This window comes from Neobacillus novalis NBRC 102450 (assembly GCF_001591805.1).
GTDB classification, from domain to species: Bacteria; Bacillota; Bacilli; order Bacillales; family Cytobacillaceae; genus Neobacillus; species Neobacillus novalis.
Genome location: NZ_BCVP01000016.1, coordinates 57,436 through 81,228, shown reverse-complemented (window position 1 = coordinate 81,228; position 23,793 = coordinate 57,436). Strand labels below are relative to the sequence as shown.

At 40.3% G+C, this 23,793-nt stretch carries 21 protein-coding genes; 5 read left to right on the top strand and 16 right to left on the bottom strand.

The genetic code is table 11. The features are described from left to right. Both BANVL01_RS13795 and BANVL01_RS13790 read right to left on the bottom strand, forming a co-directional pair. Positions 1 to 312, bottom strand: coding sequence for a hypothetical protein (locus BANVL01_RS13795; RefSeq protein ID WP_066087672.1), 312 nt, complete (start codon positions 310 to 312; stop codon positions 1 to 3). A gap of 21 nt (positions 313 to 333) precedes the next feature. Further along, positions 334 to 777 carry a hemerythrin domain-containing protein gene (locus BANVL01_RS13790; RefSeq protein ID WP_066087675.1) on the bottom strand — a complete coding sequence of 148 codons (444 nt, stop codon included), beginning with the start codon at positions 775 to 777 and terminating at the stop codon, positions 334 to 336. 313 nt (positions 778 to 1,090) lie between these two features. Between BANVL01_RS13790 and BANVL01_RS13785 the strand changes: the two genes are divergently transcribed. Next, a complete protein-coding gene (locus BANVL01_RS13785) occupies positions 1,091 to 2,254 on the top strand; it encodes an acyltransferase family protein (protein ID WP_066087677.1) in 1,164 nt (387 codons plus the stop codon). A gap of 126 nt (positions 2,255 to 2,380) precedes the next feature. Beyond that, positions 2,381 to 3,202 (top strand): RMD1 family protein, encoded by an 822-nt coding sequence (locus tag BANVL01_RS13780; RefSeq protein ID WP_066087678.1) that lies wholly within the window; start codon positions 2,381 to 2,383, stop codon positions 3,200 to 3,202. Positions 3,203 to 3,270: 68 nt separating this feature from the next. On the opposite strand, the gene BANVL01_RS13775 is transcribed toward BANVL01_RS13780, so the two are convergent. Beyond that, positions 3,271 to 4,344, bottom strand: coding sequence for an NAD(P)H-dependent flavin oxidoreductase (locus BANVL01_RS13775; RefSeq protein WP_066087681.1), 1,074 nt, complete (start codon positions 4,342 to 4,344; stop codon positions 3,271 to 3,273). A gap of 136 nt (positions 4,345 to 4,480) precedes the next feature. Continuing rightward, positions 4,481 to 5,797 (bottom strand): MFS transporter, encoded by a 1,317-nt coding sequence (locus BANVL01_RS13770; protein ID WP_066087683.1) that lies wholly within the window; start codon positions 5,795 to 5,797, stop codon positions 4,481 to 4,483. A 113-nt stretch (positions 5,798 to 5,910) separates the two neighbouring features. Here BANVL01_RS13770 and BANVL01_RS13765 point away from each other — a divergent pair, with 113 nt between their 5' ends. Next, positions 5,911 to 6,363 (top strand): DUF2269 family protein, encoded by a 453-nt coding sequence (locus tag BANVL01_RS13765; RefSeq protein ID WP_066087684.1) that lies wholly within the window; start codon positions 5,911 to 5,913, stop codon positions 6,361 to 6,363. 113 nt (positions 6,364 to 6,476) lie between these two features. Here BANVL01_RS13765 and BANVL01_RS13760 read toward each other — a convergent pair whose 3' ends face one another. The 11 genes from BANVL01_RS13760 to BANVL01_RS13710 form a co-directional block, all read right to left on the bottom strand. After that, on the bottom strand, positions 6,477 to 7,427 hold the full coding sequence (locus BANVL01_RS13760; protein WP_268874939.1) for a ribose-phosphate diphosphokinase: 951 nt from the start codon (positions 7,425 to 7,427) through the stop codon (positions 6,477 to 6,479). 224 nt (positions 7,428 to 7,651) lie between these two features. Then, the gene (locus BANVL01_RS13755; RefSeq protein WP_235845571.1) at positions 7,652 to 8,203 is read right to left on the bottom strand and encodes a GNAT family N-acetyltransferase; all 552 of its coding nucleotides are present in this window, start codon (positions 8,201 to 8,203) and stop codon (positions 7,652 to 7,654) included. Positions 8,204 to 8,479: 276 nt separating this feature from the next. Beyond that, positions 8,480 to 9,136, bottom strand: coding sequence for a vWA domain-containing protein (locus BANVL01_RS13750; protein ID WP_066087690.1), 657 nt, complete (start codon positions 9,134 to 9,136; stop codon positions 8,480 to 8,482). Positions 9,137 to 9,213: 77 nt separating this feature from the next. After that, complete coding sequence (locus BANVL01_RS13745) at positions 9,214 to 10,206, bottom strand: macro domain-containing protein (protein WP_066087693.1); 993 nt, start codon at positions 10,204 to 10,206, stop codon at positions 9,214 to 9,216. Between the two features lie 197 nt (positions 10,207 to 10,403). After that, complete coding sequence (locus BANVL01_RS13740; RefSeq protein WP_066087697.1) at positions 10,404 to 11,450, bottom strand: ABC transporter permease; 1,047 nt, start codon at positions 11,448 to 11,450, stop codon at positions 10,404 to 10,406. Between the two features lie 18 nt (positions 11,451 to 11,468). Beyond that, positions 11,469 to 12,959 (bottom strand): sugar ABC transporter ATP-binding protein, encoded by a 1,491-nt coding sequence (locus BANVL01_RS13735; RefSeq protein WP_066087700.1) that lies wholly within the window; start codon positions 12,957 to 12,959, stop codon positions 11,469 to 11,471. Between the two features lie 92 nt (positions 12,960 to 13,051). Further along, positions 13,052 to 14,029: an ABC transporter substrate-binding protein gene (locus BANVL01_RS13730; RefSeq protein ID WP_066087703.1), complete on the bottom strand. Its 978-nt coding sequence runs from the start codon at positions 14,027 to 14,029 to the stop codon at positions 13,052 to 13,054. A 102-nt stretch (positions 14,030 to 14,131) separates the two neighbouring features. Beyond that, positions 14,132 to 15,127 carry a Gfo/Idh/MocA family protein gene (locus BANVL01_RS13725; protein ID WP_066087706.1) on the bottom strand — a complete coding sequence of 332 codons (996 nt, stop codon included), beginning with the start codon at positions 15,125 to 15,127 and terminating at the stop codon, positions 14,132 to 14,134. Next, positions 15,124 to 15,948 (bottom strand): sugar phosphate isomerase/epimerase family protein, encoded by an 825-nt coding sequence (locus BANVL01_RS13720; protein WP_066087709.1) that lies wholly within the window; start codon positions 15,946 to 15,948, stop codon positions 15,124 to 15,126. The genes BANVL01_RS13725 and BANVL01_RS13720 overlap by 4 nt, the downstream gene beginning before the upstream one ends. Before the next feature lie 173 nt (positions 15,949 to 16,121). After that, complete coding sequence (locus BANVL01_RS13715) at positions 16,122 to 17,129, bottom strand: Gfo/Idh/MocA family protein (protein ID WP_066087712.1); 1,008 nt, start codon at positions 17,127 to 17,129, stop codon at positions 16,122 to 16,124. A gap of 37 nt (positions 17,130 to 17,166) precedes the next feature. After that, positions 17,167 to 18,156, bottom strand: a complete 990-nt coding sequence (locus BANVL01_RS13710) for a LacI family DNA-binding transcriptional regulator (RefSeq protein ID WP_066096575.1) — start codon at positions 18,154 to 18,156, stop codon at positions 17,167 to 17,169. Between the two features lie 169 nt (positions 18,157 to 18,325). On the opposite strand from BANVL01_RS13710, the gene BANVL01_RS13705 reads away from it, so the two are divergent. Together BANVL01_RS13705 and dacB are read left to right on the top strand one after the other, a co-directional pair. Further along, positions 18,326 to 19,294 carry a sugar phosphate isomerase/epimerase family protein gene (locus BANVL01_RS13705; protein ID WP_066087715.1) on the top strand — a complete coding sequence of 323 codons (969 nt, stop codon included), beginning with the start codon at positions 18,326 to 18,328 and terminating at the stop codon, positions 19,292 to 19,294. A 474-nt stretch (positions 19,295 to 19,768) separates the two neighbouring features. Beyond that, positions 19,769 to 22,636 (top strand): D-alanyl-D-alanine carboxypeptidase/D-alanyl-D-alanine endopeptidase, encoded by a 2,868-nt coding sequence (gene dacB / locus BANVL01_RS13700; protein ID WP_066087718.1) that lies wholly within the window; start codon positions 19,769 to 19,771, stop codon positions 22,634 to 22,636. 236 nt (positions 22,637 to 22,872) lie between these two features. Here dacB and BANVL01_RS13695 read toward each other — a convergent pair whose 3' ends face one another. Continuing rightward, complete coding sequence (locus BANVL01_RS13695) at positions 22,873 to 23,592, bottom strand: DUF2161 domain-containing phosphodiesterase (protein ID WP_066087722.1); 720 nt, start codon at positions 23,590 to 23,592, stop codon at positions 22,873 to 22,875. Between the last annotated feature and the right edge of the window lie 201 nt (positions 23,593 to 23,793).

Here is a 23,793-nt window from a genome sequence, read left to right as displayed (position 1 = left end):
CTACAGTTTAATCATTTTATAGTAATCCGAAATTAACTCCGATTTACATTTCTCTGCGGTTTCTTCAAAAAAACGAACTACCTCTTCATCAGGTTTTATTGCTTGTTCAAAGCTTACCTTTGTTGTCGCAGACTGTGAAAAAGAAGGCGAAAACCTTAATGTAACTTCATAGCCATCTTCCCTTTTTACAACTGTTCCATGGATATCGAAAGTATGGATATTCAAGGTTGAAAAGGTTTCGGCCATTTTCTGATAGAGTGCTGGTGCCGCAAAACGTAATAACTTTTCCTCTAAAACGGGTTTATTACTCATCTTCAACCCCATTTCCCTAAATTAGCTAATTTTCCCTAGGTTATTTTTTTCCATTCCTAGAAGATTATTCATTTCATCTTCATTATGAATCTCATCAATGAGGACAAGACTGTCTAACATGGAAATCATCCGTTTATCTGGTTCCTGTGTTTGCAACATCACTTTCATATTTTCTACGATCCGGCGCATAAGATCATGGTCACGTGTTAGTTGGATAACTGTAGATTTTAGTCCTGGATTTTCTTTGACGATGTCTTTATATAAACCTTCCTCTTCCGCTTCCGCATGTTTCAGGGTACGTGTCTCCCAATGTTCAATTGTTACTTCTATAACCTGTAAGGCCTTTTCTATTTCACCATCATCCAGACATTTTTGGAATAAATTTCGCAACTCTAATGCCTCATTCAGCGCTGCCTCATGGATGGATGAATGTGCATCCGGTTTTCTCAAGCTCGGTCCTGACAATTCACTACACTCCCTCTTATTAACTTTTAACTTGAAAACGTGGTAAATAATCCCTACTGCTTATTCTATGCTTACTTTACCCTTTTATTTTCCAACTAAACCCAAATCCTATAATCCTATCCAGATTTCCCATCGATAAACACAAACAGCGGGGAATAAAGTTTCTAAATTGTGAACAAAAAGGGTGTCAGGCACCATGTGAATTTTTCACATGGTGCCTGACACCCTTTTCCAAAAAAGACCATAAAAACTCTATTCAAAATTTCTTTTTCCATGTAAAATTGGAAATAAAAACAAGATTGAAGGAGAAAAAATGGATAATAAAGAATCGTTACGAAGATATGATATTGATTGGCTAAGAAATTTTGCAATCTTGCTATTATTCCCGTTTCATTCTGCTAGAGTTTTTGATCATTGGGATCCTTTTTATGTAAAAAATGAAACGTTGAGCTGGGGATTAAGCTGGTTTATTTCCGTTGCAAACTTATGGTTTATGCCGCTCCTATTCTGGTTAGCCGGATCGGCCAGTTGGTATGCCCTGCGCGTGAAATCCACATCATTTTTTCTAAAAGAAAGATCCAATCGATTATTGATCCCGCTATTATTTGGAGTTCTCTTCATTGTTCCGCCGCAAGGCTATTTTGCCATCCTTGATCACACTGGGAAAACTGCCGGCTCCTATTTTATGTTTTTTAAAAATTTTTTCACCGATTTTAGTGATTTGTCGGGATATTTTGGAACCTTTACACCGGCACATCTCTGGTTTATCCTTTATTTATTTGTACTTTCAGTTGCTGCATTACCGGTCTTTACGTTTTTGAATAACCAAAAAAGAAAAGATTTCGTGAATAAGTTTCATAAGATTTTCAGTCATCCATTCATTTTTATTTTCCTTTTTATTGTTTTAACCATTGCCCAAGCATTACCTGCACCTGGAGGTCAAAACCCCTTCTTCTATCTAGCCATCCTACTCATTGGATATATATCCTGCAGTGACCCAAGCTATCAAGAAATGTTTAATCGCTATCGTTTCAAGGCACTTATAATGGTGTTAATACTCGTTCCAATCTGGGCGGTACTTGTCGCACATAACCAGGGTGCGAAGGATTTTTCCGCAATCTCTATCTTTCTCACGTTTTTTCGATCCCTTAATACGCTACTTGGACTGATTGTCATCCTTGGATTTGGAAATAAAATTTTAAATTTCCGTCATAAAATATTATCCTACTTAAATGAAGCGGCGTTTCCGATTTATATTATTCATCAAAGTGTATTAGTGGTGATTGGCTATTATGTGATCCGATTAGACATGAGTGTTTCGGCAAAATTTATCTTGATCATGCTATCAACACTAGTCGCTTCGCTATTAATTTTTGAACTAATCATTAAGCGAACAGGAATGACACGATATTTGTTTGGAGTAAAAACTAAAAAAGCCTCACCATTACTCAAACAAAAGCAAAATAAGACAGTTTAAAATTTAAAAACCATTGTCATTCTAATCTAGCTATCCTTCTCATAGAAATAATAGTAGTAAGAGATTGATAGAAATGGTGATTTTTCTTCTTGCCATTTTACTATTTCACCGGAAAGAGTGATTAGAATGACTCCCATCCATTTTAAGGCATTTGCGATTACGAATGAAATTGATTTAAACCAAATTGCCATTCAATGTGGCATTCCCAAAAAGTTTACCTGGGAGCAGCCTTTGATTTTAAAAGGCGATATTCTCCAAACCATTCTGCAAAAAAAGCTGGCCGACTCACAGATGGTGATGGTCTTTTCCTTTGGCAGCGTTGTCTTTATCAATCACTCGCACACCGATGAGATAACCTGTTTTTTGAAATACCTCCATTCCTTTGAGCCGGATATTGAACTCAAGAATACTAATAGATATACGGACGATTACAGTCTTCATATTAAACAAACCGAGAATATTGAGTTGACGGACGAATATATTGTGGTTCCGGAATATGAGGTTTATTTTCCGGAGTTAATTTCCACAGTCCTTGCCAAATCAGTGGCACTTGAAAAAACAGAGGAACAGCTTGGGAAAATCCATGATAAACTCGAAACGATGATTGACCGGCTGGAAAAAGGCAGGCTGAGAATCGGCAATAAAGAACTGGCGAGGACGACCGCGAAAATCGTCCGCCACGAATACAACACGCTTGCGTATATCATGATATTAGATAAACCTGATATAACTTGGACAAGCAGTACAGCGAACGAATTTTACGACAAAATGGTCGAGTTTTTTGAATTAAACGACAGATATATCATTTTGAAAAATAAAACGGACATTTTATACAACATCATGAATGGTTTTTCCACCATTAGTCATTCCATCCGTGGACTCTTCGTGGAATGGATTATCGTCTTCCTCATTCTCTTTGAGATTATTCTGACGATTATAAAATACTAGTAAAAATGGGTTCATTCCCCCGGCGCTATAAAGCTTTATCGCGTCGGGGGAATGAACCCTTAAGTTAATTATTTACTAGAAAGAATTCGGTCTGCACCTGCTACTAACTTTCTTATTAGGTTCTCAGCAGTTATTTCGTTTAGTAATAGTCTTGTAGCCTGCCCAGCCCATAGCGACATATAGTCGGGATTATTTTGAAAGGCTGCTGCCCTGCGAATGTCACTGGTTAACGTGTTTTGGGTTGGGAAGTCAGCAGGGGGAATTTTTGCATCTTGGTAGGCTTGAATAAAAGCATTGTTAATTCCTCTTGCTGGACGGCCTGAAAAGACTTTTGTAATAACCGTACTTTCTTCTGTACTATTAATTAGTGCTTGTTTATATACTGGATGTGCACCAGACTCTATAGTAGTTAAGAAAGCCGTTCCCATTTGAACCGCTTGCGCCCCTAGTGCTAATGCGGCAACAATGCCGCGGCTATCCATGATTCCGCCTGCAGCCACCACTGGTACCGAAACAGCATCCACTACCTGGGGGACAAGGGAAAAGGTTCCGATTGCAGCTCCAAGAGTATCTTTTTCGATTTCAAATGTTCCTCTATGACCGCCGGCGTCACTACCCTGGGCAATGATGATATCTGCACCCTCATTTTCTGCCAGTTGAGCTTCTCGAACAGTTGTTATCATCGTGGTAACTGTTATTCCCTGTTTCTTGGCTGCAGCCATTTTATCCCGGGGAAGAACACCGAAAGCTGTAGACAGTACAGGTACTTTTTCTTCCAATAGGACTTCAAATTGTTTATCAAAAAAGTTGTTCGTCATCACCTGCTGATCCATATACTTCAAACCTAACTTTTCTCGAATCGGATTCAGTACCTTCTGAGACTCTTCTACTCCTTCATAGTGATCTTGCCAATTGGTACAAAATAAGTTAACGGCAAATGGCTTTGTTGTCCGCTCTTTTATTTTTCGAATCGCTGTTCTCATCTCTTCCGGTTTCATATAGGCCGCACCTAAGGTCCCTAACCCTCCTGCATTAGAAACATTGGTAACCAAGTCCACGGTTGTAGGACCTCCAGCCATACCAGCTTGAATAATCGGAAAATCAATACCCAGTTTTTCACATAGTTCTGTGTTTAGGCGCATAAACAACTTCCTTTCAATTTTAAATGGGAAAAAAGGACAGGTTTATTGTCCCACTAGAAATCTACCGATTTGGAGTTAATCACTTTTAATAGAAGTTGGGACGCCGTGCCTGTCCTTCTGTCCCTGCATTTTTTCATTATGAATCCGAACTAATCGGTTTATAACGCGACCATAACACAACTGGAATCAGCAGCAGGGAAAAGATGCCTCCTGCAAGTGAGAGTGTTGCGTAACTTGATTGGGCAACCACCATCCCCGAAACTGCTCCACCAGTCGCTCCAGCTAATGCGATTAAAACATCTACCGTTCCCTGTGTTTTTGCACGTGTTGAAGGATGTGTTGCATCTACAATAAGTGCTGTGCCGCAAATCAAACCGAAGTTCCAGCCAAGCCCAAGCAAAGCGAGTGCAATGATCAAAAACAGCATGGAATCGGCAGGTGCAAGAGCGGCAAAAACACCGGCTGCAAGCAGAGTGGCGCCAGCAGCAATAGCCATTGCCGTTCTGCCAACCTTATCAACGAGAATGCCAGTCACGAAGGACGGCAGGTACATGAAGGCTACATGAATGCTGATGACCATTCCAACTTCACTCAAATTATGTCCATGGTGCCTCATATGTACGGGTGTCATCGTCATAATGCCAACCATAACCATTTGGGTAAAAATCATGAGTGCTGTTCCAACAACGATACCTCGCCCCTCTAACCTTTGACTATCGCTGGAGTTCACAGTTGAAAGTTCTTCCTTTCCCCTTCTTTTCATTGCTGCAAGGCCGTTAGCTACCAGGAGTGGATCAGGGCTGAGGAAAACTAAGTGTACCAATCCGGCAAGGATAAAAGCTGTTGCAGCCAGTATGAAAGGACCCGCTAAAGTCGGAACACCGATTGACGCAGCAAATCCCCCCATGACATCAACCAGGTTTGGGCCTGCAACAGCTCCAAACGTGGTTGATACCATGGCAATACTAATGGCTGTTGCCCGCTGTTTCGTATTGGCCATATCGGTACCCGCATACCGAGCTTGGAGGTTGGTTGCTGAACCAGCTCCATAGATTAATAGAGAGGCAAAGAGCAATAGAAGGTTATTAGTCAATGCTGATATCACTACTCCGATTGCGCCAATACCGCCAGTCAAGAATCCGGCGGCAAGTCCATACCGGCGTCCATAACGTTGAGAAAGCCGCCCTACAAGATAGGCTGCTGCTGCTGAACCTAAAGTGAACAATGCGGTAGGAACGCCGGCAAATCGATCTGTACCTAGCATATCTTGAGCGATTAGTGCCCCGACCGTAATTCCTGCAGCAAGTCCGGCACCTCCAAAGATTTGTGAAATAACTACAACTATCAATGTCCGTCTATATAACTGTCTTTGGTTTTCAGGAGAATCAATGTAATTTTGTATCCTATTGTGTTCACTTTCTAAAGCTTTTGAATTATCTGCTGTATGGGACAAACAATCAGTCCGCCTTTCCTTTTTAAATGTAGGAGTAACATAAAAATAGGTGTTCTAATTTTTCTATAAAATTAGTATAATCAAAAAATAGTAATAAAGGAGGAGTAAAGAATATGACATTTTACTCATTTGTTTTACTCATTCACATTGTCGCAGCAGTAGTTGGACTTGGTTCTACATTTGGTATGCCTGTTTTGATGGGGAAGGTTAAAAATGTATCTCAGGCTAAGTTTGCTCTGTCAGTTTCACAAGGCACGGAGAAATTAGCCAAAATTGGAAGTATCACATTGCTGATAACAGGCATCATCATGGCCATTATGCATCCAGACTTATTTAAGGAAATTTGGTATATTGTCTCCATCGTCATTTACATAGCGGTGCAGCCAATCGCTGCAGGGATGCTTCCGAAGAAAGCTAATCTTCAAATGGAAATCCTTGAAAAACATGATGGTGAAAAGCTGCCAGCGGAATATATTATGGTAGCTAAACAAGCTATACCGCTTAATAATACCTTGCATGTTTCAGCTGTTATTTTAATTATTCTAATGACAATTAAACCATTTTAATACTTAAAATCAATGGTCTTACGGGATTTTATTCATTTATTCTCGAAAAATGCAACCATTTCGATTTGATAGGAAAAAGCCAACTACCTTAGGTAGTCAGCTTTCCATCAAACTTATTCAAATAAAGGACTTACGGCTTTTTCATTATGGATCCGATCAATCGCTTCTACAAGCAATGGCGCAACGGAAATCATTTTTATTTTTCCAATCAGTTTCTCTTCAGGTAACTCTATTGTATTTGTCACTACTAATTCTTTAATCGCTGACAGTTGAATTTTTTCAATCGCTTGCTCGGTGAAAACAGGATGAGTACATCCCGCATAGATGGATGTTGCTCCGTATTCTGCTAACGCCTTAGCTGCGGAAGTTATCGTTTCAGCTGTATCAATTAAATCATCAATAATAATAGCATTTTTCCCTTCAACATTCCCAATGACATTGAGGATTTCGTATTCATTTTCTTCCAGTTTTCGTTTATCGATAAGTGCAAGCGGAGCATGTAAAAGGTTCGCCATTTTTCTTGCTCTTCCGATGCTGCCATTATGCGGCGCAACGACAACAATATTGTCTAATCCTTTATTTTTAAAATACTGTGTAAGGATAGGAACGCCAAATAAGTGGTCAACGGGAATATCAAAAAAACCTTGTAGCTGTGGTGTATGGAGATCCATTGTAAGAACTCTAGTTGCTCCAGCAGCTTCTAACAGGTTAGACACTAGTTTCGCGGTAATCGGTTCCCGAGAACGAGCCTTTCGATCTTGGCGTCCATATCCAAAATAAGGAATGACCACATTAATTGTTCTCGCAGAAGCCCTTTTCAAGGAATCCAGCATAATGAGAAGCTCCATAATATTTTCATTAACCGGGTAGGAGGTCGATTGAACAATAAATACCTCACTGCCGCGAACGCTTTCTTCAATATGAATTTGAATTTCTCCATCACTGAATTTAGTTACAGAGCATTTCCCCAACTCACAACCCAAAAGCTCGGCCATCTCGGCTGCAAGCGTTTGATTTGAATTCAATGTAAACATTTTAAATCTGTTATTTAATTGATAAGGCACCTTATTTCCTCCACATTGTGTAAATTTCAAATTGTCTCTTACTTTATACATTCATCTTATTTTACTATACTAAACAATATAGTGGTAGGAAATACACAGCATATAATCGTCGATTTTCGAAAAAATACAATAAGACGTTTGGAAATACACATTACATTTGCCTAAAATTTCGATTCGCAAATAAAAGCACTAGCGACGCAATTACAATGATTGCAATCGTTGTTTTACTCACGAAATCGTGGATTTGCCTCCCATTCCTCACGCAACAGACCCATTCTAATAGAATCGTAATATTTTCCATTGTAGTACCGGCATTTTCGAAGCCGGGCCTCCATTGTCATCCCTAGCTTTTCTCCAACCTTTATCATCCGCTCATTTCCTGACCAGGTTGTATAGCCGACTCGAACTAAAGGCATCGTTTGGAATAAATGATTGCTCCAAAGTCGAAGAACCTTTGTACCATAACCGCCGCTCCAATAGGTGGGAGTGTAAATCACGATTCCCATCTCGAGCCAGTTTGAAGGTTCATGCTCCCAGTAATAGCCGACTGTACCCACAACCTCACCATTCACAACAATTGCCCAGCGATCCTCTCGGTTAATCCATTTTTCTTTTTGACCTATGTATTCATCAAAAGAAATTCGCTTATGTTCAAAATAGGGTGCGTCCCACTTTTTCCATTCTGGGGATTCCTCTTGATAAATCAGCTTCCAAAGTACTGGTAAATCTTCCTCTATTATTGGCCGTATCAATAATTCATTATCTTGATAAAACACGAAATCGCCTCCAACCATTTCAAAATTCGATATCAGTCTATTGTTATAATTGATTTTTTAACCAAATCATATTTTTCTTTATTTTAACATAGACTTATATGTTGCTTGGTAAAAAAGTCATACTCTTCACAGTAATTCCAAAGCGGTTTATGAATGGAAAGGAGAATTTCAAATCTTGTCATTGGTGAAATAAAAAATAAAGTGCCAGGCAACATCCGGAAAATCGGTGGTACCTGGCACTTTATTGTTGGTCAGGACTATGAATGGATCAGTCCCTTAAGATTCATTCCTTGATCGCTGATTATAATCCCTTTCAATTCCTTCCTTCCAGCTCCGATCAATCTTCTTGCCGCCTCGTAGGTTAGTCACAGCTTCATTAACCGCTTCATAATTTACTTGCGTTCCTACATGATCAGCATGGTATTCTACGGCGAAGTCCTCTTCGATTCCAAATCGTGCAGCGGTTGAAACGGCATCGATATTGGCACCAAGGAACAGGAACTCCCAGCCGAATTTCTCTTTTTGAAACTGAACCATTTTTTTGATTTTGTCCGGGGTGAATTCACGGCTGGCATTTTCCATCCCATCCGTAGTAATAACGAATAGGACTTTTTCTGCACGTTCCCCCTCACTTGTTCTCTTTTGTACATTCACCATTTTTTGAATGGTAAAACCAATCGCATCCAATAACGCAGTGGTGCCGCCTACCTCATATTCTTCATCGCTAATAGGAGATAAACCCTTTACATTGATTCGATCATGTAATAATTCATAATCGTGATCAAATAATACAGTCGTAACAATCGCTTCTCCTTCAGCATTCTGCTGTTTCTTCAGCATTGAATTATAGCCGCCGATTGTATCTGTTTCAAGCCCTGCCATTGAGCCGCTTTTATCTAATATAAACACTAATTCGGTTAAATTCTTTTTCATAATCGCCATCCCCCGTTCTTTGATAAACTCAGGATAACAATTATTCGGTTAGAAGTGGTCGCTTGGAAAGCGACATTTTAAGCACCGAGTAGTGACTGGTCAAAAGCAAATAAGGCTTCATTGATTTCATGAATATTATAGTTTGCTTGCCCGATAAAGAAATCAATAATGACATCAAATTTCCTACTGCGTGACATGGTATAGCCGGCTGCAGCTAGCAGCTCATTTGTTTCCTCTAAAGTTAACTTTAATGCAATCGCAAAAGCGACAGCGGTTTTTTTATGTGGAGTATAATCAGCTTCATTCCGGATTCTAGAGAACAAGCGCCGGTCAATATTTGCCCTTTTATACGTCTCAACATCTGTCATTCCTTTTTCATCAATGAAACGAAGCAGCCGCTCAGAAAAAGATTCGTCTAGCTGGTTCAATAGGTTTACTAAGGAATAATCGGCCTCTTCATGATGAAGAATTTCGACCTCCTGTATTTGTTCCATTATAAATCGTTCTTTTCTTTTGCGATTATAAGTGGTTGCTACTTCCTCTACATAATGCTCATCAATATATTGATGAATGGATGTAAATAGTTTCTTACTTATCCCGAAGGATTTCTTATCAAAAACTACCAGCTGAACGAGCATGTCATGATTTAATAAAAAGGAACTGATGATGGAAACTGCGATTTGTAAGGCTTCCTCTTTTGGATAACCAAATATGCCAGTCGAAATCAACGGAAAAGCGATAGATTCACATTGATGATTTTTTGCTAGTTCCAAAGAGTTATAATAAGATGCCTTTAACAGAGCTGCTTCTTGATATGAACCGCCTTGCCAAATAGGACCTGGTGTATGAATAATATATTTTGCATCCAAATTAAATCCATCAGTAATAACGGCTTCTCCAACCTTACACTCACCTATTTGATTGCATGCCCTTTCCAACTCACTGGCACCTGCTGCTTGAAATATTGCTCCACATACACCACCACCCATTTTCAGTGCTGTATTCGCAGCATTTACAATCGCATCTACATTCATCTTTGTAATATCATGGCGAACAATTTCTAATGGCATAATTTCTTCCCTTCCCTACAATACATTTACCTTTATTTTACTTTAATGTTTAAGCAAACACCAAATCCCAACTACTATTGATATAATACAATAAATGTGCCAGGCACCATCCTATTTTATGGATGGTGCCTGGCACACAATTTGCTAAGTATAGGGCGGCGCCAACTAAGGTGGGACAAGAAACCTGACCCTAGTCCCTAAGAAGCTTTTTCCTTTCTTTGCAAAAGTACGGCGCCAATCACGATAATCCCCTTAAAGGCTTCTCTTAAGAAGGGCGGCACTCCAAATAGATTCAATAGGTTGTTCATGACGGCGATAATCAACATCCCAAAAACAGTTCCCATGATGAAGCCTCGTCCGCCCATCATACTCGTTCCACCGACGACAGCAGCTGCAATCGCATCCATTTCCATTCCTCTTCCAGCATTCGAAAAGTCCATCGAACCAATCCGAGAAACCTGAATGAGCGCAGCAATCGAAACGAGGAGTCCCATCAAAGCGTAGACACGGAGCTTAACTTTTTCCACATTGACACCGGAAAGTTTCGCCGCTCTTTCATTGGATCCCACAGCAATAATCTGTCTTCCAAAGGTCGTTCTCTTGGACACGAAGTATAGAATATAGGTAATGATAGCCCAATAGATAATAGGCATGATCATATAATTTCCAATTTTAAAACTAGCAATCTGTAAAAATTCCATTGGCACCTTCGGATTATACCCTTGCATGAAATGCTGTGTGACACTTCTAAAAATCATCATCGCACCCAATGTCACAATGAAGGGAGGAACCTTCCCCTTCGTAATGGATAAACCTATAAGTGACCCCAACAAATAGCCGGCAAGCACTACTAAAATAATCGTAACAACAAAGGCGGGAAATCCGGTCATTCCCAAGATTCCTAGGATCCCTCTTGTGCCAGTGTCGAGAAGAATCATTGCGAAGGCACCTGTCATAACCAATGTAGAACCGACAGCTAAATCAATCCCTCCTGTCATAATGACCAGGGTCATCCCTAGAGCAATAATCCCGATACCCGCATTATTTCGCAGGATATTAATCCAGTTATTCAACCACGATTGAAACCAGCTGCCGACTGAATCATAATCAAATCCAAGGACCAATGTCTGCAAGATGACCATAATCAAGAAGGCGATGCCGATACTAAACAACGGAACGTCCGTCCATTTTGCTCGAAACCAGCTAAAAAAGTTTTTATTGGATTTTACAACTTCAGTTTCCATCCTTCTATGCCTCCTCTCCTACCTAGTCAGCTGTCCACCCGTTGCCAGACTCATGATATTTTGCAGGTTCATTTCCTCTCCCGCCACTTCCCCTTGAATAACACCGTGGTACATGACAAGTGCGCGGTCACAAATGCGAATGATTTCCTGCCCTTCACTTGAAAGCACGACGACAGCAATGTTTTCTTCCGCCAGTTGAAGAATAATATCATAGATATCTTCTTTCGCCCCCACATCTACCCCTTGGGTCGGGTTGTCTAATATAAGCAGTTTCGGGCCAGCTGAAAGCCACTTGGCTAACACCACTTTTTGTTGATTTCCTCCTGAGAGACTATTGATGCTGTCCGTTAACTTCCCCATCTTAATCCTTAAAGCTTGCCGTTGTTTTTCAAAATTAGCTTCGTGCTGTTGGGTCTGAATAACACCTCGTTTTGAAAATTTAGGCCACGTGACAATCGAGGCATTTTCAAAAATATTCATATCCTTGATGATTCCATTTTCTTTTCGATTTCTTGGCAGATAGGCAATCCCATGATTGATCGCCTGGGTTGTACTCTTGAGGATTACTTCTTTTCCGTTCAAGAAAATTTTTCCAGATGACATTTTTTCTGCTCCAAAAATCACTTGAAAAAGTTCACTTCGTCCGTCACCAAGGAGTCCAGTAACCCCAAGGATTTCACCTTCCCTGATTGAAAAATCGATATTGCGAAAAGTATGTTTATATGTAAGTCCTTCTACACGCAATACCTCACTTCCTACTCTTTTTTCTCGTAGAAGCGGTTCGGTTCTTACATCATAACCCACCATGAAGCGGGCAAGGTCATCAGTCGTGACTTCACTAACCATACCCTCTTCGACAAGTTGTCCATCGCGGAGAACGATGAATTTCTCGCAAACTTGCAGAACCTCATTCAATTTATGTGAAATGAAAATAATCCCCACATTGTTATCTTTCAAGGTTCTCATCATGGTAAAGACACGTTCGATTTCCTGATCCGTTAAGGAGGTCGTTGGTTCATCCATAATAATGATCGATGCCTTCATCATCATGGCCCGGCAGATTTCAACGATTTGTTTATAGGATGCATCAAGGTCATGAACCATCGTTTTGGGATTCAGGTTTACATTCATTTGTTGGAACACATCTTCGGTTTCGCGAATCATTCTTTCCAAGTCAAGGCTTCCTCTCTTGGTTATTAACTCTCTCCCAAGAAACATATTTTCATAGATTGGTAAATCATTAATGAGATTCAATTCCTGATGAATGAAGGCAATTCCCGCCTCCTGTGATTGTGCCGGCGTGCTGAACTGCACTTGATTCCCATCAAGGGCGATTGTTCCATCATCCATTTGATGAACGCCGCCAAGTATGTTCATCAAGGTTGATTTTCCTGCCCCATTTTCGCCAAGTAAAGCACATATCTCACCGCCACTTAGTGTGAATGACACATCTTTCAGTACGTTATTGCTTCCAAAAGACTTTCGAATATTTTTCATCTCGATTAACATGACAATCACATCCAGTCCTTTGTTAAAAGAGAGGCTATAGCAACTGCCATAACCCCTCCAATATTTCTATTTAGGTCCATTATAATAATCGATTAATACGGTGATTTATCGTCAAAGAAATCCTTATAGTTGGATTTATCTACAATCGTTGTCGGAATAATTGTCTCCTCCGCAACTTTTTCACCATTTAAAAGCTTAAGCGCAACATTCACAGCATCTTTTACCATCGCTGGACTATAAAGTGCCGACTCGATGAAGATATCATTATTTTCAGGCATCATCTTAAAATATTCCTGCATTCCGCCACCGCCAGTAACGACCTTAATATCGGTTCTCCCCGCTTCTTTAATTGCTTGCAGAACACCGATTGAGGTTTCATCATCCATGGAATACACGGCATCTATCTTTGGATTCTTTGTCAAAATATCAGCAAAATCCTTCAACCCATCTTCTCGTGTAAACTGTGTGGCATAGGTGAGAAGCTTCATATCTGGCGCAAGATCTTTCAGGGTATCAACAAATCCTTCTTTTCTCAGTACTGAAACGGATCCTGAAGAAGGCACCTCCAGAATGGCAACCGTTCCTTCTTTCCCGATTTTATCGACAATATATTTAGCTCCTTGTATCCCCATATCCTTGTTGTCGCCGGCAACTCGGTACACACCATCGACATCAATTTTGATATCAAAGTTTACAATCTTAATCCCTGCATCCATTGCCTGCTTAATCGGCACCTCCATGCCTTCCCATTGCGGGAAAGCAACAATGGCCTCAGCTCCCCATGTTTTTAAATCATCTAATTGGGAAGTCATTTCCTGGGCATTTGTACTCGTCTGAATCTTGTATTCTACCTCACCGGACAATTCTTTTGCACGAGCTTCGGCATTATAGGCAACTGCAGCCACCCAGCCATGTGTTACCGCTGGTGCCAAAATCCCAATCTTGTGCTTTTTGGTCCCTTTGTCGTCTTTTTTACCTGTGTCATTACTTGTTGTTTTTTCACCACAGGCGCTAAGAATTGGTACCATGATCAATGCAACCAGCAACAGTAAAGATAGAGCCTTTTTCATTTGACGAACCCCCTTAGTAGTCCTTATAATCTAGTAAAAATAGAACCTTTCAAAAATATTTCAAGATTGAAACACTAAACAGACAACTTCATTCCAATGATTTCACATCTTAACCCAAACTTTTTGCTTTGTTTCTAAGGAACATTCAACGGCCTTTAACAACTTAAGGGTATACAGTACGTCGTCTAATGGAATCACATGATTTTCTTGGTTCGTTTCTACGCAATTCACAAAATACGCCAGCTCATTTTGAAAGGCATCCTCTTTTTTTATTTCGATTGAAGACTTCTTCTGGTTAGTGTAGTAAATAAATTGATGATTGCTGGCATGAATGTTTTCGATATTTTCACCCGCAGCAACCTTAAATTCCACTGTACCTTGGCCAGCCTGGGCCCTAAAGTCAAAAGTAAAGGGATATCCTCGTGGCATTCGCTGTGATGCTTCTATGAAGGCTTTACACTTATTCCTAAAAGTTAGGGTGGTCATCACATGATCCCAAGCCCCATATTTGTTTTTCGTCCCAACTGCATAGACAGTGTCAACTGGGCCGAGTAAATAATAGACGAAATCAATATCATGAATATGGAGATCAAATAAGGCACCGCCGCTTTTTTGGGGATCTTGAAACCAGCTGCTCCAGGCCGGTGCCTGACCTAATCTTCTGGCATGAACAATTTCAATATCTATTAATATGTTTGTTTCGCTGTATGACTTAATCAACTTATACTCTGGCCAAAATCTTAGTACATGTGCGACAAATAACCTTACATTATTTTTAGTAACCGCATCGACAATCCGATTGGCTGACTCCAAAGTTAAGGTTAATGGTTTTTCACATATGATGTGCTTTCCGGCATTTACGGCTTTGATAAGAAATTCTTCATGTAAAAAGGTTGGCAAGCAAATATCGATGATATCGATTTCCTTATCATTTAGTAAATCCTCATAGTCTGTCACCATGGAACCATTGTAATGGTTTGGTATCGCCGCTTTATTTCTCGTACAAATTGCCGTTACCTGACAATTTTCTATATGCTGGTATGCCTCTAAATGCGTCTTACCGATAAATCCTAAACCTATTAGCCCTACATTCTTCATAGCTTCCTCTTCCAAGCACTGATTAGTTTGGAAAGATAGCTGTAAGATCTTTTTACACTTTGGTTTACTTCCTCAAGATTTGCGGGGCCTGATGGGGTAAATTCAATCTCAACACTAATTGGACCCTTATAGTTTGCTTTCTTCAGTATTCCAAATAGTTTAGGGAAATCTAGATCCCCATCCCCGATTGCTGGAAAATTCCACTCATTATAAATCCCAAGCTTATCCTTCAAGTGAATGAATTCCACATAATCAATGGAAGCCTCCAAATCTTGATAGGGTAAAGTATTCCCGTAAAAAATCACATTTGCCGTATCATAATTTATTTTGACGCGGTTATTGAGCGACTGTGTTAATTTTTTTAACGAAGCACCGGTTGGAAAGTTATTTCCGTGCGTTTCAAGGACAAGCAACTTACCCAGCTTCGCGCACTTTTCAATAATCGGTTCTAAATTCGCTGCTAAAACCTTTTCATCTTCAATCACAACTAGATCGTTATGTGCATCACCTGTAGCCGTGATGATATAGTTACAGTCAAATTCGACAGCCAAATCAATGCTTTTTAAGAGATTAGCGATTCCCTCTTCATTCATGACATTACTGTGTGCACCGATTCCGACGCATTTCATCCCGTAATCACGAAGCAATTCCTTGACACGATTTCGTTCATTCGTCGACATTTCCGGCAAAACATGGGCGGTATGGTCCTTCACTGCGGCTAATTCCATTTGAGTGAAACCTGCTTTCCTGGCTCCTTTAACCGCATCCTCTAAAGAATAACCGTGGTACGTATTCGAATTGATGGCCAGCTGGTCTAACATGACTACCCCCTTTGAATGTCATTGATCGTCATAAAGAATACTACTTTAGTAATACTTTTTCTTACCCTATAGTATGAAATCCGTTACATTTATAGTATTGAAAAAATAATATCCAATTCATTACTTTTAATATTCAATCTCCTCACTATGACCTTTGCCATCATAACCATTTTTTAATAACCAATGATTTTCTCAATCACTTTAAGGCTTGCAAGCGCCTGCTCGCCGGTAACTGCTGGTTCTTTATCCTGAAGAATCGAATCGATAAAGGAATCAATCACTCCGGTTGAGGTTTGGTTATCATTTGTTTGAATCGGCTCTAGTTCATAATTGACCACTCCGCCATCCTTCATTTCGATAATCAATTGATTTTTAGGATGATGATAGATTTTGATGATCCCTTTTTGACAATAGATGGTGGTTGAATTATCTTCCGAACCGTAATAAGTCCACGAGAATGCTGCGGTTCCTAAACGGCCTTTTTTCGTTTTTAGGGCACAGACCACATTGTCGCAAACCTCAATGTGCTTGCCATTTTCATCGACTTTATCAAGGACACCATGGAACGCATGAACCTCTTCAATTTCATCATCCAATAGATAATGGATTAAATCGATTTTATGAATGCCTAGATCACCTGCTACACCCGAATGTGATCGTTCTTTTTTAAAAAACCAAGTTGCATTTGATTTGTCTACGCCCCAGCTTTCAGGTCCTTGGTGGCCAAACGAAGTTTTGAAGGTCAGCACCTCACCTAATTCTTTTTTCTCGATGATATCTTTCGCCTTTTGATGGGCCTTTGTAAATCGCTGGTTATGGTCGACCATTAATTTCTTGCCGGATATGGTTTGCGCTTGAAGGATCTTCTCTGCGTATTCCACGTTGATTGCTAAAGGCTTTTCGCATAGAACGTGCTTGCCACTTAACAACGCATGAGAAGAACTGATATGATGGGCTTCATTGGAGGAACAATCACTAACCGCCACAATCGTCGGATCAGAAAATAGCTCTTCCACCGTTCCCACCGCCCGGCCGCCAAATTCCTTTGCCAGTTCTACTGCCCTTTCAAGATTATGGTCAAAGAAAACAATCTCATCTACATATGGATTTGCTTGATACTCCGGTGCATGGCGCAATTTCGCAATCGAACCACAGCCAATAATTCCTACGGTTATACCCAAGGTCATACCCCCTCTAATTAATTTTTCAAGAAGATAATTATCCCATTGTGGATTCACGAATGACCAATTCGTGATCCAAAACAATACTTTCAACTTGGTTTCCTTTAATCCGGTTAATCAGCATATTTGCTGCGGTACAACCCATTTTGTACATCGGCTGTGCAACGGTTGTGAGTGTGGGATTGGTCATATTTGAAAAGGTGATTTTATCAAATCCGACAACGGCGATATCATTTGGAACATGTAACCCATTTACATTAATCTCCTTTAAGGCGCCAATCGCTAAGGTATCTGATACAGCAAAAACGGCTGTTGGCCGCTCGTTTACTTGCAGCAGCCTTCTCATTGCATGAACACCATGTTCAAACTCTAGATGTTCGGTATGATAGATCCATTCCTTCCGGATAGGCAGGTTAAACTCTTGTAAGGCCCTTTCATAGCCTTCTCTCCGCTGACGGGCATAAAGATACGTTTCATCAGAATTAATCAAGGCTATTTTCTTGTTCCCTAGTTTAATCAAATGTTTCACGGCATGATAGGCAGCCAGTTTATGATCTATGGTGACATAAGGAATCGAACCACCTTCTTCGTACTCGCTACAAAGGATAATTGGATGTTTCTCAGCTAATTCATTGAGCTTTTGCCTATTGATGGTTGGATCCATCGAAATAATTCCATCAGCCAATTTATTTTTCACCATGTTAAAGTAAATGTTATCACGCTCTGCATTAGAGTCTGTGGCACAGAGAAGAATGTTGTAATGGTTGGCAATCGCAATCGTTTCAATCCCCTTGATTATTTCTGTATAAAAGGGATTGGAAATACTCGGAATTAACACTAATAACAGACGACTTTCGGAATTTCGAAGATTTCTCCCTAACATGCTCGGTTCATAGTTCAGTTCTTTAATCGCATGTTCCACTTTCAATCTCGTTTTCGAACTGACGGAGGATACGTTATTAAGCACCCTTGAAACCGTGGCAGCGGAAACACCTGCTTTTTCAGCTACCTGTTGGATATTGGCCATGATGCTTCCCACTTTCAGTTTAAAAATTGTAATCGATTCCACGGTTAAATAAAATTCCATACTATATATATGTCAATTGCTCCCCATTTATATCAATCTATATTGATAATAATTGCTCTTTCATCCTAATAGAATGGAAGTAACGGATTACATTTAAGGGGGATTTTTTATGAAATTAGGGGTTTTTACCGTTTTGTTTTCAGATAAAAAGCTGGAGGATATGTTAGATTTCGTTGCCGCAAAAGGAATTGAAGCGGTCGAACTGGGGACTGGAGGATATCCTGGAGATGCCCATTGCAAAGTGGATGAATTATTGGCGGATGAAACAAAGCAAAGAGAATTTTTGGATAAAATCGGCAGCAGAGGACTGACGATTAGTGCATTAAGCTGCCATTCGAATCCGCTTCATCCCCAAAAACAAATTTCCGAGGAAGCCGATGCCCTGTTCAATAAAACGGTTCTACTGGCAGGTAAACTTGGTGTTGCCGTCGTCAATACGTTTTCCGGTTGTCCCGGTGATCATGAGGAAGCAAAATACCCCAACTGGCCAATTGCACCATGGCCAAATGATTTTCAAGAAATTCTGAAATGGCAGTGGGAAGAAAAAATCATTCCGTATTGGAAAGAGAAAGCCGCCTTTGCTGACCAGCATCAGGTAAAAATTGGACTGGAATTGCACGGTGGCTTTTCCGTCCATACACCAGCGACACTACTGAGATTAAGGGAGGCATGCGGTCCAGCAATCGGCGCCAACCTTGATCCCAGTCATTTGTGGTGGCAAGGCATTGACCCGGTCGAGGCCATAAAAGTTTTAGGCCGTGAAAAGGCCATTCACCATTTCCACGCTAAGGATACCATCATCGACCAACCAAATATGAATCGAAATGGTTTAACTGATATGACGTCCTACACCGATATGAGAAATCGCGCCTGGTATTTCCGAACCGTTGGATTTGGCCACGAACCAAAGGTATGGGCGGACATCATCAGCACGCTGCGACTTTATGGCTATGATGATGTCATCAGCATCGAGCACGAGGACGGATTAATGTCTATTGAAGAAGGATTTACCAAAGCGATTCAAAATCTCCTGCCAGTTATTGTGAAGGATTCTGTTGGGGATATGTGGTGGACCTAGCTTCGTAAAAAATTCATGACAACCGATTGGTTAATACGTTAATACGTAGGCGGTTACCCTGCAATTCTAAGCAAAGATTCATATTCTTTTTCACTAGCTATAGACAGATCCCTCAAATGGGATTGGCTTCTTCGGTAAAATAATCCACTCAAGGGTGGATTATTTTTTTGTTTAAAGTACATTTATAGTTTTCGACCTAAAATGGCTAATTGTAAAAAATTCAGCAAATCGTTATTTTTATTTTACCATTATTTTCTTATGAAAAAAACAGCCACAGATTTGTCGAAATAACATCATAGATAATTCTTTTTTCTCAAATTATTACCTCTTATTTACTTTTTATAGACAATAAGGCTATTACGCTTCTGAGCCTTATCTATCAATGCGATAATTTTAGTAGGAATATACAAAAAGTTGTCGAAATATTTAATCTTTAACACAATTCTATTATATATGAAAGAAAGGAGAGATTGTATGAATCGATGGAAAGCTAAGTGGGGAGCGGTAATGTTAACATTCATGCTTATGATTTCTTTAGTTCTGCCAGTACAGGCACAAACCACTGAGGAGGAAAAACTGAGTCAGCTTTTACAGGCCTATGTTCAGCAGCTGAGCGCCAATCCAAATAGTGAAGGAATGTCTGTGGGGTATGAAGTCTATTCGCTTGATGATGATAAGACGCTCGCTTCTTATCATTCTGATAAAACATTTGTTCCCGCCTCTGTCTTTAAGCTACTGGTAACTGCAGCAGCCGTGAGCAAATGGCCAAAAGAGATGACAATCCCGACAAAAGTCTTTACCACTGGAAATTTGAGTAATTCCGGTGTACTCAATGGAGATATCATTCTTAAAGGCTTTGGGGATCCGACACTGACAGTTGAAAAATTAGACACCTTGGCAAAAAATTTGGCAGCTCTGGGGATTCATAAAGTGAATGGCAACGTTATCGTGGACGAAAGTTATTTTGATAATCAGCGTTTAGGAGAAGACTGGATGTGGGATGATGAGCCCTACAGCTATAGTACGCAAACGAGCGCCTTATCCGTAAGAGAAAATACAGTAAATGTTACCGTCCATCCAGGAAAGGAAATTGGCGAAAGTCCAACAGTTACCATTGACCCGGCACCTGACTATCTGACAGTTGTCAACAAGGCAAAAACGGTTGCGGGAAGCAACGCATCGTTAACAATTGACCGAACACTTGGAAAAAATGAAATCGCTGTGAGCGGAACAATTGGGAAAAACTATTCTGCTAACGGGTATACCCTTACACGCACGATACATGACCCGGCACCTTTTACAGGTACCGTATTTCGTGATTTCCTCATAGAACAAGGGATTACTTTTAAAAATAAATCTACTATTGAAAAAGGCTCTGTAGCTGATGATGCTCGTTTAGTGGCAGCCGTCGAATCACCAAAATTAGATGATATTTTAACAGAAATGGTGAAAGAAAGCGATAATTTTTACGCAGAGATGCTCACCAAGCTACTGGGTGCTAAAGAGTCCGTTGTTGGGTCTACAGCTGCAGGAATCGAAGTGATTCATCATTTTCTGGTAAACAATTTGGGGTTGGAGGATGGTTTTATCCAAAAAGACGGCTCTGGTCTTACACGTTTAGATCACATCTCTCCTCACGCCTATATTCAATTACTGAACAGCATGTATGACGGACCGGAACGAGACAGATTTATTTCATTTCTGCCGATTGCCGGTAAAGATGGTACGTTGAAAAACCGAATGAAGGGCACTGCAGCTGAAGGGAATGTGATGGCCAAGACAGGCAGCATGAGCGGAGTTAACTCGCTTGCCGGTTATGTATCCGCAAAAAACGGTCAAACCTTAGCGTTTTCTATTTTACTTAATGGGATTTATAAGAGTTCCTTCGCGACAAATTTACAAAACCAAATTGCCATTGCAGTGGCTCAATATCCGGAGCTGCCAAACCCGCCGGCCAGCACACCTGAATCGCCAAGCTTTCCTTTGGCTAAAGTCTTTGATCCATTATTAGATGATCCGGCCTTTAAAGGAATTATTAAAGGTGCAGTGATCTATTCCACAAAGAAACAGGAAGTGCTATACGCCCGCAGTCCGCAATCGCTTCTAACGCCTGGGGCAAGTGTAAAATTATTAACAACCGCAAGTGCCCTTGATAACCTTGGACAAAACTACCGGTTTAAAACAGAACTTTATACCACAGGCACCATCAGAAATGGGATATTAAACGGGGATATCATTGTCAAAGGCTATGGGGATCCTACATTAGCAACTGACAGTAACCGGCAAGAGTTAGGAGGTCCAACGATGGAAGGAATTGCACAAGACCTCAAGAATGCCGGTATTCATCTCCTGAAAGGAAACATTATCATGGATAGTCAATTCTTCACTGAGGATGTCTATGCACCAGGATGGACATGGGATCATGAAAGTGAGCAATTCCAGCCGCAAATTACGGCACTTTCCGTCAATCACGGTACGGTCCGGCTCCAATATGAGCCAGAAAAGACCGGCAAGAACATCAACGTAACGATGGAGCCAAGAGTGGATGAGATTAAAATTGTCAATACTGCCATTACCGGAGAGGCAAAAAGCAAAAATACGCTGGCAATCAAAAGAGTACGCGGAGATAATACGATTGAAATTTCGGGAACTCTCCCTGCCGGAACCGAAAAAGGCTTTAAAGATGTTTCTATCGATGCCCCTCATTTATATACGGGTTATGTATTTAAAAATATGTTAAAAGAAGCTGGGGTAAACGTAAGTCCCCATAGTCAAGTGGTAAGCGCGGCCAAACCAGCAGATGCCAACCTGGTGAATAGCTATGAATCACCTCCACTAGCTGAAATCGTTACTTATATGAATCACCATAACGACAATTTCACTGCAGAAATGATCATTCGGTCACTGGGCGCATTGATCAATGGCAAGGGAACCTTTGATGATGGAATCGATACGGTTTATACCATGATGAATAGAGTGATTTCTACTCCTTTTGACATGATGGATGGATCTGGACTGACAAAATACACGCAAATTTCGGCAGCACAAGTTGCCAGTTTATTAACAGCGGAAACACAAAAACCGACTTTCCCGATGTTCTATGACTCTCTTGCGAACGCAGGTGAAGACGGCAGCTTAAAAACCGGATTAGACAACATCTCTAGTCCGCAGCTAACGGGGATTTTGGAAAATCGCGAAGACATGCCCGGACTCTCTGGATATATTAAAACAAAAGACGGCGACTTATTAGCCTTCTCACTATTACTTAACGGCTACAGCCAAACCGAAAGCAAGCAGCTCGTCAAAAACTTTGCCCAGAAACTAGTGGACATAACACAATAAAACATGATTACAAGGAGAACTATATTGACTCCTTTTGGATGTAGCCATTGCGGATATAAATGTTGAAAAGATTATTAATGAAATGAGTAAATAAATAGATTGTAAAGGGACTCCAAAAATTGAAGTCCCTTCCTTTTTTATATTTCCTAAACTTCTAAGCCTGCTATTCCGAAGCCACCTGGTCCAGCGTGAAACTCCATCCATTTTCCCACGATATTTTGATTAGGCACCAAGCCTCAGCCTATTTTCCCCAAATAGTAATTTATAAGATCCGGATACTCCTTAACCTCTTGTTTCCCCTTCTCACTGATTACATAGGTGCCTCGCTTGATTCTTTCAAACCAGCCATAATAGTTTTTAGTCAGAATCGAGGAAGTTTTATCGCCGGTTCCCTTTTGAATTAAAGCCTTCGGGGATAAAGGACCTAATTTTTCAAGATAACAGGCAATTTGGATAGAATTTTCTTTATAGGCTGTCATGATTTTTGTTCGATTACTTCCACCAATATTGAAGTCCGCACTCCGCCCATTGATTTCTTTCATTATCGCTGCTCTCTTAAGCTTGCTTTGACCGATACTTTTACGGCGATTAAACGGAGTCGGAGGAAAAATTATTTCGGCTTTTGTACGCATCCCTGAAAATGAAACAACTATCAAACCTAACTCAAGCCTTCTAACTAAATGGCATTTATCCGTCCATTGCCTCGAATTCAATCGATATTTTGGTTTTGGAATCGCAATATAAACTTGATCCGTTAACCGTTGCCGTTTTGCAGCCTGGATTAGTAGATCCACACTTAAGGTGAGCTTTAGTTCAATGATAACCAATTCATCACCTTTAACTGCTGCCATATCACAATCTTTAACTTCCCCATAAACCTCATACTCCTCACGTAAAAAATATGTCTGAATTGGTTTATATAAATCTGCCTCTAGCAGCTTTTTCATTTCAGTCATTTGTATTCACCATCCAATTGTAACCTTATAAAATAAATGATTACTACTTCTGTCATAGCTTTAAACCTTCTAGCATCAGGAATGGATTTACCTGAGCCTTAGTCAATAGAACTAGCTTACCAAACACTTCAACACTCTTCTACCAAAATTAAAAAACCTTGCCTAAAATGTGAAAATTTCACAGAAAAATGGGTTCAGTCC